This is a genomic window from Bacillus sp. LNXM12-1 (genome assembly GCF_003004375.1).
In the GTDB taxonomy this organism is placed as follows: Bacteria; Bacillota; Bacilli; order Bacillales; family Bacillaceae; genus Bacillus.
In genome coordinates, this window is the sequence record NZ_PVWX01000001.1 from 312732 (window position 1) to 327537 (window position 14806).

The 14806-nt window shown below is 40.6% G+C and carries 11 protein-coding genes; all 11 read left to right on the forward strand.

Features of this window, described 5'->3' with window-relative positions; all coding sequences use genetic code 11:
• The first annotated feature begins 262 nt into the window (after positions 1–262).
• The 11 genes from C6Y07_RS01590 to C6Y07_RS01640 all read left to right on the forward strand — a co-directional run bounded on the left by C6Y07_RS01590 (position 263) and on the right by C6Y07_RS01640 (position 14693).
• A complete protein-coding gene (locus C6Y07_RS01590) occupies positions 263–3379 on the forward strand; it encodes an MMPL family transporter (protein WP_106156156.1) in 3117 nt (1038 codons plus the stop codon).
• A 145-nt stretch (positions 3380–3524) separates the two neighbouring features.
• The gene (gene yfmF, locus C6Y07_RS01595; RefSeq protein WP_106036802.1) at positions 3525–4805 is read left to right on the forward strand and encodes an EF-P 5-aminopentanol modification-associated protein YfmF; all 1281 of its coding nucleotides are present in this window, start codon (positions 3525–3527) and stop codon (positions 4803–4805) included.
• Positions 4802–6094: an EF-P 5-aminopentanol modification-associated protein YfmH gene (gene yfmH / locus C6Y07_RS01600; protein WP_106072727.1), complete on the forward strand. Its 1293-nt coding sequence runs from the start codon at positions 4802–4804 to the stop codon at positions 6092–6094. Before yfmF ends, yfmH begins: the two co-directional genes overlap by 4 nt.
• Positions 6095–6246: 152 nt before the next feature.
• Positions 6247–6723, forward strand: a complete 477-nt coding sequence (locus C6Y07_RS01605; protein ID WP_060596316.1) for a MarR family winged helix-turn-helix transcriptional regulator — start codon at positions 6247–6249, stop codon at positions 6721–6723.
• On the forward strand, positions 6701–9820 hold the full coding sequence (locus C6Y07_RS01610; protein ID WP_106156157.1) for an MMPL family transporter: 3120 nt from the start codon (positions 6701–6703) through the stop codon (positions 9818–9820). The genes C6Y07_RS01605 and C6Y07_RS01610 overlap by 23 nt, the downstream gene beginning before the upstream one ends.
• Before the next feature lie 31 nt (positions 9821–9851).
• Positions 9852–10580 carry an elongation factor P 5-aminopentanone reductase gene (ymfI, locus tag C6Y07_RS01615; RefSeq protein WP_106071510.1) on the forward strand — a complete coding sequence of 243 codons (729 nt, stop codon included), beginning with the start codon at positions 9852–9854 and terminating at the stop codon, positions 10578–10580.
• Positions 10581–10653: 73 nt separating this feature from the next.
• Positions 10654–10911 carry a DUF3243 domain-containing protein gene (locus tag C6Y07_RS01620; protein ID WP_003211590.1) on the forward strand — a complete coding sequence of 86 codons (258 nt, stop codon included), beginning with the start codon at positions 10654–10656 and terminating at the stop codon, positions 10909–10911.
• Between the two features lie 131 nt (positions 10912–11042).
• On the forward strand, positions 11043–11834 hold the full coding sequence (locus C6Y07_RS01625; protein ID WP_003211480.1) for a DUF3388 domain-containing protein: 792 nt from the start codon (positions 11043–11045) through the stop codon (positions 11832–11834).
• Between the two features lie 23 nt (positions 11835–11857).
• On the forward strand, positions 11858–12769 hold the full coding sequence (locus C6Y07_RS01630; RefSeq protein WP_106071509.1) for a helix-turn-helix domain-containing protein: 912 nt from the start codon (positions 11858–11860) through the stop codon (positions 12767–12769).
• A gap of 75 nt (positions 12770–12844) precedes the next feature.
• Entirely contained in the window at positions 12845–13426 is a 582-nt protein-coding gene (gene pgsA / locus C6Y07_RS01635; RefSeq protein ID WP_066030887.1) for a CDP-diacylglycerol--glycerol-3-phosphate 3-phosphatidyltransferase, read from the forward strand.
• 16 nt (positions 13427–13442) lie between these two features.
• Positions 13443–14693, forward strand: a complete 1251-nt coding sequence (locus tag C6Y07_RS01640; RefSeq protein WP_106156159.1) for a competence/damage-inducible protein A — start codon at positions 13443–13445, stop codon at positions 14691–14693.
• Positions 14694–14806 lie beyond the last annotated feature (113 nt).

Below are 14806 nucleotides of genomic sequence, written 5' to 3' on the forward strand. Positions count from 1 at the left end.
AAAATTTTGATAGTTAAACTAATGTATAGTAATATCTTTTAAATTATCCCAAATAGGAGGTGTTCAAAAACATTCATTTTCTGTCTTTCTTCAGGCAGAAATTGAGCTCGCGTGCTGATGATGAATATGTGTTTCTTCAACACGAAAAGACAATTGAATAGGTCATCCTGCCATTAGCACGTTGAAGGAGACGCAGTCAGCACTTCAGACACGCTCAAATACAGCAAATTGATTGATGAACTAGAAGGAGCTTGAAGCAGCTATGTTGCAAATAATTAAAGCAAGATGGATTGTATTAGTGGTGTGGATGATAACAGCTGTGATTCTGTTTATTACTGCGCCTAATTTAGAGGAATTAACAAGAGAAAAAGGGCAATTAAAGGTTCCGGAGGGGACACCAACAGCTGAGGCACTTCACTTATTGGATAAGCTATCAGATCATAACGGGAAAAAAGATACGGGTGTGATTGTATTCTCCGAACAACATCTGTTCCCTGAGAAAGAGCAGGAATTAAAAAAGGCTTTATCTGCACTCATGACTCATGCCCCAGACCTCCACATTGACGGAATTACTTCGTATTTTCATGTAGATCCGGACATTCAAAAACAACTTTTATCAAAGGATAAAAGTACACTTCTTGTTCCATTCAAATTCGACCACTACGAAACAAAAGCTGTGAAGATTAAAGAACAAATTGAGGAAGTTTTAAAGCCCTATCATGTCTCATATGAAATGACGGGTCAAAAATTTGTGGATTCAGATGTCATTAAAAGCTCTCAACAAGGTCTGAAGAAAACTGAACTTATTACGATGATTTTTATTTTCTTTATTTTAATCATTGTTTTCAGATCGATTTTGGCACCTGTTGTTCCGCTCATTACAATCGGCATTTCTTATGCCGTCAGCCGGTGTATTGTGGCTTTTCTAGTAGAATATATGCAATTTCCTCTATCTAATTTTACTCAGATTTTTATGGTAGCTATTATGTTCGGTATAGGAACAGATTATTGTATTTTGCTGTTAAGCCGTTTTAAAGAAGAGATCGGACAAGGTCGTGATGTCAAAGAGTCGATTATCATCACATATAAATGTGCAGGGAAAACGGTCTTTTTCAGTGGCTTAGCCGTGTTAGTCGGCTTCTCAAGCATTGGGTTTGCCAAATTTCAATTGTATCAATCAGCCGTTAGTGTTGCTGTTGGAGTTGGCATACTGCTGATTGCCCTAGTCACCATCGTTCCCTTTTTTATGTCTGTTTTCGGAAAATCCCTTTTTTGGCCATCTAAAAGAGAAAACATTCGCCACCCGCAAAGTAAAATGTGGGAATGGGCTGGGCGTTTTTCATTTAAAAGGCCGCTGATCAGTTTAGGTTTAGTTGCACTAATTACTGTGCCTCCTATTTTGATGTATGACGGAACTCTTTCTTATAACAGCTTAAATGAGATTGGGACAAAGTATGAATCAGTGTCTGCATTTAATACGATATCAGAGCAATTTGGCTTTGGGGAAGCGCTGCCCCTGAATGTACTTGTTGAAAGTGACAATAAGTTAGATAACCAAGAAAAGATTGTCATGATTGAAAAACTGACCCGTAAATTAAATGACATTGACGAAGTAAAAACAGTCCGCAGTGTCACTAGGCCTGTTGGAGACGGGCTAAGTCAGCTTTACGTCACCTCTCAAGCAAAAGAGCTGGGAGGAGAACTTGGCAAAGGCCACGAAGGAATCGGGAAAATTTCAGATGGCCTGACCGAAACAAATCTTGCCCTTCTCAAACAAAAACCAAAAATTCAAGAATCCGCTAAAGGCATTGATCAGCTGATTGATGGAACAAAAGCGATCAAAAGCGGAATTGGAGAAGTAAGGGAGTCCTTGATCTCTTTAGAAGATGGGGTAAGGCGCAGTAAAGATGGCGTCGGGACCATCCGAAGTAAAATCAAAGAAGCGAAAAAGGAATTAGAGCAAGAATATCGCAGCAGTGAAGCGATGATTCTAGAGCTTAAGCGAATGGTGAGTACGCTAGAACGTCATGCGAAATCCAATCAGCAGCTGATGACCACCATTAAAAAAGTAAAAAATTCCTATGAAAATGTATCGTTTGAAGCACTTGAAAAACGGCTTCCAGAAGTAAAAGATATGGATGAATATAAAGAAATCAAGAAAGTATTCAAAGACACAAAAGAAATGCTTGATCAAGCTGGGGACCAAATGAGTGTGTATGAAGAGGAAGCCTCTCACTTTAAACAAAAGATCAAAAAAGCAGATCAAGTAATTCAAACCTTATCAAGCAAGCAAAAAGACGTAAAACGCCAAGTGCAAGCACTCATGGACGGGCTCGATCAAATTTATGACGGTCTTGAACAAACAAATGAAGGACAAAAACAATTGATTAAAGAAATGCCTAAAATTGAAGATGGCGCAGATCAACTGACAGGCGGACAAAAAGCCATCAAAAAAGGATTTAATCAGCTCTCATCAAAACTTACATTATTAACAGATGGATTAGGTGAAAGTATTGAAGGGCTCGAGCAGGTCAAAAGCGGCTTCACCGAGGCGGACGGCTATTTAAAGCAGCTTCAGCAAGCGCCAGATGAAGAAATAACGGGCTGGTTTATTCCAGAAGAAGTGCTGAAACGCCATGAATTTAAGCAAATCTTTAAAACGTATATGTCTCCAGATCGTAAATTAACAACCTTAGAAGTTATTTTAAATGTGAATCCATACAGCAATGAAGCGATGAAAGGCGTTGCCAAAATTGAGGACACCCTTGATCAATATTTACCTGTCAGCGGGTTAAAGAATGCAAATTACGGTGTGTCTGGTATCTCAAGTTTAAATGTAGATTTAAAAGAAACATCTGACGGTGACTTTATTCGAACGGTCATTTTCATGTTAGTTGGCATCTTTATCATTTTAATTATATTATTACGGTCAATCGTCATGCCGATATACTTAACACTTTCACTCATTTTAACGTATTTTACTTCCGTCGGATTAACAGAATGGATCTTCAAAACATTTTTTGGCTACGACGGTCTTAGCTGGGCTGTCCCATTTTTCAGCTTTGTCATTCTTGTCACCCTTGGCATTGATTATTCGATCTTCCTAATGGATCGCTTTAATGAATGGAAGGGAGAGCATGTGCAAGCATCAATGATATCAGCGATGAGAAATATGGGTTCTGTCATTATTTCAGCAGTCGCGATATTAGCGGGGACCTTCGCCGCCATGCTGCCGTCTGGTGTATTATCACTTGTTGAAATTGCAACGGTCATACTCATTGGACTTTTATTATATGCGTTTGTTGTATTACCTCTCTTTATTCCGGTCATGGTTCGTATTTTTGGAAAATGGAATTGGTGGCCTTTTAGAATGAAATAACGACCGGCGCCTCTGCTCATAGCAGAGGCGTTTTTATTTCCTATCCTTTCCTCTGATTGATATAATGTCTATTAAATGGCTGTTTCACGTATATATCAGCTATGTTCTAATACATAATAAATAGGATGAACAAAGGAGGTTTCTCATGACGTACTTACAAGAGAAGACACTAGACACACCTGGTCTTCATACTCATATTGTCAAAACAGAAAAATTTAAAACGGTCACAATCCTTTTTAAAATGCTTGCGCCTCTATCGAAAGATGACGTCACCATGCGTTCACTTTTCCCGCATGTGCTGTTAAGAGGAACAGAAAAAATGCCGAAAACAGGAGAATTGCGTGCTTATTTTGATGAGCTTTATGGTGCTACTGTTTCAGCAGACATGGCGAAAAAAGGGGAGAATCACATCATTACCTTCCGCCTGGAAATGGCGAATGAAAAATATTTAAAGGATCAAACACCTTTACTAGAAAAAGGAATTGCTTTACTATCTGATCTACTATTCCATCCGTATGTTGAAGATGGAGCGTTTAGTCAATTATATGTAGATCAAGAAAAACGTACTTTAAAACAGCGAATTCAAGCAGTGTATGATGATAAAATGCGTTACTCGAACTTAAGGCTTGTGCAGGAAATGTGCAAAGGTGAACCATATGCACTGCACGTCAATGGAGAAATGGAAGATATCGAAACGATCACAGCTCACTCGCTTTTTGAAGCTTATGAGCATGCGCTTCAATCGAATCAGCTTGATCTTTATGTTGTGGGAGATGTTGACGAACAAGACATCAGCCGAATGGTCTCTCAATACTTCAAAACAAGTGATAGAGAACCGGTCAAACAACACGCTGAGTCAACAAGAACGCAAAAAGAAGCAAAAGAAGTCATTGATGAAGAGGACGTGAAGCAAGGCAAGCTGAATATCGGCTTTCGCACGCATACGACGATTGCAGATGAAGATTATCCGGCGCTGCATTTGTTTAATGGCATATTTGGCGGCTTCTCGCATTCGAAGCTATTCATCAATGTTCGGGAAAAAGCAAGTCTTGCGTACTACGCTGTGTCTAGACTTGAGAGCTTTAAAGGCTTGATGATGGTCATGTCAGGAATTGAAGTCGGCAACTACCAGCAGGCAGTAGACATTATTAAAGAACAATTTGAAGCGATGCAAAAGGGTGATTTTTCAGATGAAGCGATTGACCAAACAAAGGCTGTCGTCAAAAATCAGCTACTTGAAACGATCGATACATCTTATGGGACAGCAGAATACCTGTATCAGCATGCCGTTGTGCCAACAGGAGAAACGCTTGATTCCTTTTTACAAGCACTTGACCGAGTGACAAAAGAGGACATCATCAAAGTGGGTCAGAAAATCGAATGGGATACGACCTATTTTCTTAAAGGAACGGAGGGTGCTTCATGACAGTGAAAACAATTCAATTCGACCAGCTGCAAGAAACGGTCTATCACGAAAAAATGGAGAGCGGACTTGACGTTTATGTGCTCCCAAAGCAAGGGTTTAACAAAACCTATGCGACTTTTACAACCAAATATGGCTCTGTCGATAACGAATTTGTGCCGCTTGGCAAAGAAGACATGATTCGAGTGCCTGACGGAATTGCCCATTTCTTAGAGCATAAACTGTTTGAAAAAGAAGATGGAGACGTATTTCATACATTTAGCAAACAAGGAGCATCCGCAAATGCTTTTACGACATTTACGAGAACAGCTTACTTATTCTCAAGCACCTCAAATGTCGAACAAAATCTTGAGACGCTCATTGATTTTGTTCAAGAGCCTTATTTTACTGAAAAAACGGTCGAAAAAGAAAAGGGCATCATTGGTCAAGAGATTAACATGTATGATGATAATCCGGACTGGCGTTTATTCTTCGGTCTGATTGAAAATCTATATCAAGAGCATCCCGTGAGAATTGATATTGCTGGAACAGTAGAAAGTATTGCTCCGATTACAAAAGATCATTTGTATGAATGCTATGAAACGTTCTATCACCCGAGCAATATGCTTCTATTTGTTGTCGGTCCCGTTGATCCAAAGCAAATATTAGATCAAGTCAGAGCGAATCAGGCGAAAAAGCCATTTACAGACCAGCCAGAGATCAAACGAAAAGACATCAATGAGCCTGAAGGTGTGTACCGAAAAGAATACGAACTTCCAATGAACGTACAAGGCTCGAAATGTATGTTCGGGTTGAAAACAAAGAATCCTCATAAAAAAGGAAATGAGCTGCTAAAACATGAGCTCGGGATGAATCTCATTTTAGAGACGCTGTTTGGTAAAAGCTCCTTACAATATGAACAAATGTATGAAAAAGGCTTAATTGATGAGACCTTCAGCTACGATTATACGGAAGAAGGCGGCTTTGGCTTCACGTCAGTTGGCGGAGATACAAATGATCCTGATCAACTGGCAAAAGTATTAAAAGAAACACTTCTTCAAGCAAAGAACTTGATGTCAGAAGAAAAAATTGAGCTCGCGCGCAAGAAGAAAATCGGCAGCTTTTTAAAAGCCATGAACTCTCCCGAATACATTGCGAACCAATTCACTCGATATGCATTTTTAGACATGAGCTTATTTGATGTCGTGACCATGCTGGAACAAATCCAATTAGCCGACATTCAGCAAATTTTAGAGGAAGAAATTGATGAAGAACGGATGTCCGTTTTCAAAGTCGTCCCGAAAACAAAATAAATAAAAAAAGACAAACTCAGATCAAATGAGTTTGTCTTTTTTATGTCTAATTGATAAAAGCATGTTAATTGTGTGAATTTTCATTGACAATCAATTTGTTCGTTAGTTAAACTCTTTAATAGTTAAACACTTAAACTAAAAAGGAGCAGCGTATGGAACAAAATAAAATTGCACAGCTCATTCAGAGATATGCAGACGTCTATCTCATGATGGAAAAAAAGGTATCGGGTATGATCACGGAAAAGCTTGATAAAGAGCTGACGCTTGATCAGTATTACTCGCTTCGATACATCAATTTACATCCTGGATGTACATCAACTGACCTTGCAAATGTATGTAATGTGAACAAAAGTGCGGTAACCTCCATGACAAATCGTCTTTTTACGAAAAACTATATTGTCCGTGAGCACGATCAAGCCGATCGAAGAAATGTTCACCTGTACGTTACGCCAGAGGGCAAAGATGTGGTCAGCCGAATGGAAAAGCAGCTTCAGGATCTAGTTCGATCTTATTTTGAAAAGCTGGAAGAAAAAGAAATGGAATCATTTATTCAAACATATGAAAAGATCTATCAAGTGATCATCGAAGAGGAGGCACAAAGTACTAATGAGAGCAATCATAAAGGGTAGATGGCTGATCACGATTCTATGGATCGTATTAGCGGCAGTGTTACTCATCACCGCTCCTAATATGGCGCAATTAACAAAAGAAAAAGGGCAAATTTCAGTACCAGATGGCTATCCGTCCTCATATGCAAATCAGTTATTAAAGAAAATGTCTGAAAACGGTGATACAGAAAAATCAATCGTCATTGTCTTTCAAGAAAAGAACATCGTCAAAGAAAGAGAAACATCTTTAAAAAAGGCAATGGAGATTTTAGAAAAGGATCATGATCTACATGTAGAAGATATCACTTCTTATTTTGACGCCAACAAAGATATCAAAAAACAGATGCTCTCTAAAGATCGCACGACGCTCCTTGTTCCAGTTACATATGACTCAAACAAAATCAAAGCTTCCGATTTTAAAGAAAAAGTCAATGAAAAGCTGAAGAGCTTAAACCTAACATTTGAAATGACAGGACAGCCGTTAATTGATGATGATGTGATCACAAGCTCGCAAGAAGGTCTGAAGAAAACTGAGTTCATTACGATTGGGTTTATTCTCATCGTTCTTGTCCTTGTCTTTAGATCAGCTGTGGCGCCTTTCGTACCATTAGTCGCAGTAGCTCTGTCTTACTTGGTGAGTCAATCCATCGTGGCTTATTTAGTTAAATATCTCGACTTCCCGCTCTCGACCTTTACCCAAATTTTCATGGTCGCGATCATGTTTGGAATAGGAACGGACTACTGCATTCTGCTTCTCAGTCGCTTTAAAGAAGAGATCGCACACGGTAAAGATAAAATTGAGGCGATTCTGATTACGTATAAAACAGCAGGAAAGACCGTTTTATTCAGCGGAATTGCTGTGCTAATCGGTTTTACCTGTATAGGCCTGGCGCAATTCCAGCTCTATAAATCAGCTGTTGCAGTAGCAGTTGGTGTCGCTGTGCTGATTGTGGCGCTTCTCACGATTGTTCCGTTCTTTATGGCGGTTTTAGGAAAAGTGTTATTTTGGCCGATTAAAGGTGATATTGCTCATCCGCAGTCAAAAATGTGGGAAACAGCAGGACGCTTTTCATTTAAAAAACCACTTTTCAGTTTATTAATCGTAGGAATCATTACGCTTCCGCCCATTCTCATGTATAAAGGAACGCTTTCGTATAACAGCTTAGATGAAATCGGTAATAAATACGAATCAGTCAATGCATTCAATACCATTTCTGACAAATTTGGGCCAGGAGAAGCACTGCCGGCAACGATTGTCGTCAAATCAGCTGATCTGTTAGACAACAATAAAGGGCTGATTGCTGTTGAAAAACTCAGCCGTGCAATTGAACAAACAGATGGCGTAAGTAAAGTGAGAAGTGCGACACGTCCTGTCGGTAAAGGGCTGAGTGATCTGTACGTGAAATCACAAGCCAAAGAGCTGAATACCGGACTTGATAAAAGCAATGAAGGCTTGAAAAAAATCCAAGATGCACTGACGACAATGAGTAAATCTATTGAAGATCAAACGCCGCAGATCAAATCATCTGGAAAAGGCATTAACCAGCTGATTTCTGGCACTGAATCAGTACAAACAGGCATTCAAAATGTCGAGAAAATGTTAAGAAAACTGCAAAGCGGAATCGATCAAAACAAAAACGGTGTAGCAGAGATTAAAGAAAAAATTAAAAGTGCGAAAAAGGAATTAACGGCTCAAGTCGCACAAGTGAATCAGCAAGTTGCGCTATATAAAAGCATTTCCAAAGAATTAAAGGCAGCATTAGCGCAAGTTGATACGTCATCCTCTGCCGCAGCGGATGTAAAAGCATTAATCACACAAGCAAATCAACAATTTAGTACACTCGAAAAACAAATTCCGCAGGTAAAAGAAAATCAATCGTATCAAGCCATCAAAGCTTCATATAATGAACTTTCTACGACGTTAAAAGAAGGGGCGAAACAGGCAGACAGCTATGCCAAACAAGCAAAAGAAGCCAAAAAACAGCTTGAAGCAGCGGATGCCTTTATCGCAAAAGCTTCAGAGCAGCAGAAAGTCTTGACGAGTCAAATCGATGAGCTCATTGCTGGCTTAGACGCAATTGAAACTGGACTTGATCAAACGTCTAAAGGTCAAGGACAGTTAGCTGATAATATGCCGAAGCTTGCAAATGGAGCTGGCAAAGTGATTGATGGTCAAAAACAAATGAAAGAAAAGATTGGCGGCTTTGGTGATGACCTGACCAAGCTGACAGATGGGCTGAACAAGAGCGCAAGTGGCCTGGAGAAAATTTCAAGCGGGTTAATGGGTGCAGGTGACTACTTAGACGAACTGAAAAATGCACCAGATCAAGACATGGCCGGCTGGTTTATCCCAAAAGACGTGCTGAAAAACAAAGCATTCAAGCAAGTATTTGATTCATACATGTCGGATGACCGCAAGATGACAAAAATTGATGTCATTTTAGAAAAAAATCCATATGGCAATGAAGCCCTGTCGACGATCAAACAAGTAGAAGCTTCTGTCGAGCGGGCACTTCCTGAAACGAACCTAAAAGATGCATCATTCGGCGTTTCAGGTGTATCAAGTATGAACGCTGATTTAAAACAGCTGTCAGACCAAGATTTCAATAAGACGGTTCTTTACATGATGATCGGTATTTTCCTCATCCTGGTGATCCTGTTCCGTTCGCTTGTTATGCCGCTGTACTTGGTAGGTTCACTTATTTTGACTTACTTTACAGCTATCGGGATGACAGAATTTATTTTCACCCATTTCTTCGGATACCCGGGCATTAACTGGGCTGTTCCATTCTTTGGATTTGTCATATTAATGGCGCTCGGAGTCGATTATTCGATTTTCTTAATGGAGCGGTTCAATGAATACAAAACAAAAGACATTCAGTTTGCTATGACCGAATCAATGAAGAATATGGGCTCTGTCATTATGTCTGCTGCTGTTATTTTGGCAGGAACCTTTGCAGCAATGCTTCCTTCAGGAGTGCTGTCTCTCCTGCAGATTGCAACACTTGTTCTAACAGGACTTTTGCTGTACGCACTCGTTGTGCTACCATTGTTCGTACCTGTGATGGTGAAATTGTTCGGATCAGCTAACTGGTTCCCATTTAAACGAAAAGAATAGATATTTCAAATAGAAAGTAGGAATCCATGTGATGAGTCGTTGGGCGCTGATAACAGGTGCCAGTGGCGGGATTGGGCAGGCTGCAGCCAAAAAGCTTGCCCATGAAGGCTGCCACGTGATGCTCCATTATCACAAAAATGAACAGGCAGCCGTGCAGCTTGCCGCTCAGCTGGAAGAAACAAGTCATATTCAGACGCACGTCGTTCAAGCGGATTTAGCTAAAATGGGCGGAGCAGATGAGCTCGTCAGCCGTCTGCCTGTACCCCCAGATATTCTTGTATTAAATAGCGGTAAAAGTCATGTCGGATTAGTGACAGATACAGAAAAAGATGTATTAGCCAGTATGGTGCAGCTGCATGTCACAAGTCCATATGAGCTCACCCAACACCTATTGCCAGCCATGATTCAAAAAAAAGCAGGTCATATTGTTGTAGTAAGCTCGATATGGGGAGAAACAGGTGCATCGTGTGAAGTGCTGTACAGCATGGTGAAGGGGGCGCAAAATGCGTTTATTAAAGGTCTGGCAAAAGAGCTTGCCCCAAGTGGAATTAGAGCAAATGCTGTTTCGCCAGGTGCTGTCCGTACAGACATGATGAAAAGCTTCACACAAGAAGATATTGCAATGCTTGAGGAAGAAATCCCGCTTGGCCGGCTTGCATCACCTGAGGAGATTGCAAATGTCATTTGGTTTCTCGCCTCAAAGCAGTCAAGTTATATGACAGGTCAAATTTTATCCGTTAATGGCGGCTGGTACTGTTAAAAAACGTGTATAATTCGTCTCTCCATGACAAAAGCTATGGCTGTAATTCATCTTTTCGAATGGAGGAATCGACATGTCAGTACTTGAGAACTGGGACCATTGGAAAAACTTTTTAGGTGACCGTTTAAATCATGCGCAGGATAAAGGTTTAAAAGATGATACCATCAATAACCTTGCGTATGAAATTGGCGGATATTTAGCTAACGAAGTTGAAGCAAAGAACGAGCAAGAAAGAGTACTTGCTGACCTTTGGAGCGTTGCATCAGAAGATGAGCAGCGCGCTATTGCCAATATGATGGTCAAGCTGGTTGAAAATAATAGCTCGCACTAAACAAAAAGAGGGGTCGTTTGTGCCTCTCTTTTTATTTTAACCGTTTAGCAACATTGTGCTTTCTAAAAATGTGAAAATGCTTTATGATAAAGGAAGGTAAAAATTTGCCACAATGAAGGGGGTAATATCATTTGGCAAAGCTCGAATGGTATTTTGAATATGAGATACAGGTAAACCGTCCCGGACTATTAGGAGACATTTCTTCTCTAATGGGGATGCTTTCAATTAATATTGTGACAATTAATGGTGTTGATGTATCAAGACGCGGAATGCTTTTGCGCTGTGACCACACAGATCAAATTAAGCGCCTTGAATCAATTTTAAATACAATGGAAACGATAAAAGTAACGAAATTAAGACAGCCAAAACTTCGTGACCGCTTAGCGGTTCGTCACGGCAGATATATTCAGCGTGATGCGGATGACAAAAAGACGTTCCGTTTTGAAAGGGACGAGCTTGGTCTTCTTGTTGATTTTATGGCTGAACTATTTAAAAAAGAAGGACATAAATTGATTGGGATTCGCGGGATGCCGCGTGTCGGAAAGACAGAATCAATTGTGGCTTCAAGTGTATGTGCCAGCAAGAGATGGCTTTTTGTATCGTCCACTCTTTTGAAACAGACGATCCGAAGTCAGCTGATTGCGGATGAATACAGCCCAGATAACGTCTTTATTATTGATGGGATTGTGTCGACGCGAAGAGGTTCTGAGAAGCACTTGCAGCTTTTAAGAGAAATTATGAGACTGCCGGCAACGAAGGTGGTTGAGCATCCAGACATCTTTATTCAAAATTCAGAATATACAATGGATGATTTCGACTATATCATTGAATTGCGTAATAGTGCAGATGAAGAGATTACATATGAGCACGCTGAAGAACCACAAGTGTTTGATCATTCTGGTTTTTCTGGCTTCGATTTTTAATATGGTAATGGTAGGTGTTTGTTTTGACTGAATTGGGAAAACGGCTCATTGAGGCCAGAGAGGAAAAAGGGATGTCGCTGGAGGATCTTCAGACGGTGACCAAAATCCAAAAGCGCTACTTGCTAGCAATCGAACAAGGAAACTATGATATTATTCCAGGTAAATTTTACGTCAGAGCGTTTATTAAACAATATGCCGAAGCCGTTGGACTAAATCCTGAACAATTGTTCGAAGAATTTCGTAAAGATGTACCGAGCACGTATAACGATGAAGTATCTGATAAATTATCAAATATTAAGCCGCAAAGAGAGCTGCCAAAGCCTGCCTCGAAGGTGCTTGAGCTGCTGCCGACCATCTTGATTATTGGAGGCGTCCTTGTGGTCATCGCGATCATTTATGTAATTGTGCAGGCGGTCAATCATGATAGCGGGCAGAAGAACAATCAGGCGGCTCCTCAGCAGTCAGAATCTAAATATGAAGTATCTGAGGATTCATCTCTTGCAAAGGATCAAAAGAAAAAAGAAAAAGCTTCGTCAGATGATCAAGAAAAATCATCTAAAAAAGATGATTCATCAAAGGATTCATCCAAAGACGATGAAACGGTCTCTTTGAAGGCAGCGAATACGGAAGGCTCAACGACAACGTATGAAGTGTCAGGTGCAGATGAGATGGAGTTAACCATTTCTGCAACAAAAGCTTCATGGCTGCGCGTCAGAGACGAATCTGGAAAATTGCTGAAGATGGGTGAACTAAAAGATGGCGAATCGTTTAAAACAGACTTGTCTGAGCTCTCTCAGGTCGATATCCGTCTAGGCAATGCGACTGGAATTGATATCAAGGTGAATGACGAAACGCTTAAGTACGAATTAGACCCTAAAAACACCATGACACAAAACATTGTGATTGTGAATAAAGGAAAGGAAAAGTCATCTTAAGCAAGTAGATGACTTTTCTTTTGTTCCTACTATTATATATACATAAAAAAATGGCTTATTGGAGGATTGAATTTCATGTTTAACTTACCGAATAAAATAACTCTTTCCAGGATCGCCTTGATCCCTGTTTTTATGATCATTATGCTTGCACCTTTAGATTGGGGTGTTGCGCGTTTTGGTCACGTCAGCATCGAAGTGACGCATCTTGTTGGAGCAATCCTGTTTATTGTCGCTTCGACAACTGACTGGATTGATGGGTACTATGCGCGTAAACTTAACTTAGTGACAAACTTTGGTAAATTTTTAGATCCGCTTGCAGATAAATTGCTTGTTTCAGCTGCTTTAATTATACTTGTTCAATACAACCTCACACCGGCATGGATGGCGATTGTGATCATTAGCCGTGAATTTGCTGTAACCGGTCTAAGGCTTGTATTAGCCGGAGGCGGTGAAGTGGTAGCAGCTAATATGCTTGGAAAAGTGAAAACATGGGCGCAAATCATTGCGATTTCAGCACTTCTATTGCATAACCTGCCATTTGAACTTGTATCATTCCCGTTTGGTGACCTTGCGATGTGGGTAGCAGTGTTCTTCACTGTTGTGTCAGGCTGGGATTACTTTGCAAAAAACTGGGAAGCTTTAAAGAATTCTAACTAAAAAGGACGTGTACGCTTTGAAGTCAGAGAGAAAAGCAGAAATTATTGCAGTCGGGTCCGAACTTTTGCTAGGGCAAATTACGAATACGAATGCACAATTTATCAGCAAACAGCTAGCTGAAATTGGTGTGAATGTTTATTACCACACAGCAGTTGGTGACAATCCAGAGCGTTTAAAAAGGGCCATTCAAGTGGCGCAGGAAAGATCGAATTTTATTATCTTCTCAGGTGGTCTTGGACCAACCAAAGATGATTTAACAAAAGAAACCATTGCGAGTACGCTCGGAAAAGAGCTCGTGCTAAATGAAGAAGCATTTGAATCCATTCATGACTACTTTCGAAAGACTGGACGAGACATGTCGCCGAATAACCGTAAGCAGGCACTCGTTCTAGAAGGATCTGATGTGCTCGTAAACCGGTTTGGGATGGCCCCAGGTATGTTTATTCAAGAAGACGATACATTTTATATGTTGCTTCCTGGACCGCCAAGTGAACTGCATCCGATGTTTGAGAACGAGGCGAAGCCGCTGATTTCTGAGAAACTGGGTTTAAAGGAAAAAATCGTGTCTGTTGTTCTCCGCTTCTTCGGAATCGGTGAATCACAGCTTGAAACAGACCTAGAAGATTTAATTGATGCTCAAACCAACCCAACGATTGCACCTCTCGCATCTGACGGTGAAGTGACACTTAGGCTCACGGCTAAGCATGAGGATGAAAAAGAAACGGAGCGTCTGTTAAAAGAAACAGAAGCGAAAATTTTAGCGCGGGTAGGTGAGTACTTCTACGGGTATGGTGATACATCACTTGTCCGTGAAGCTTCCAAGGCCTTGCACGAACACGGGAAAACAGTGGCAGCGGCTGAGAGCCTGACTGGCGGAATGTTTTCTGAATGGCTGACAGATCTTGAAGGTGCATCGTCGATTTTAAGCGGCAGTGTCGTTTGTTATACAAATCAAGTCAAACAGCAGGTGCTTGGCTGCCGGGAGGAAACGTTGTCTTCTCATGGTGCTGTCAGCAAAGAGTGTGCTCTAGAGCTTGCTGAAGGTGCTAGAAAGCTCGCGGGAAGTGATATTGGCATTAGTTTTACGGGTGTAGCAGGCCCTGATACCCACGAGGGACAGCCTGTCGGAAAAGTGTTCATTGGGCTATCTACGAAAGACCATACAGACGTGTTTGAATGGATGTTTACAGGAAGCCGGTCGGGCATTCGAAAGCGCGCTGTGAAATACGGTCTGCATCACTTGCTCAATTTATTAAAAGAGAGTTAATTTTGTTTTTTGTTAGGTTTACTCCTTTATAAAAGAGTGTTTTTTCTAATAGAAATCACTCTTTTCTTAAAAATCTGCCAAGAAAAAATCGAATATGTGTTCGTTTTTTTCTT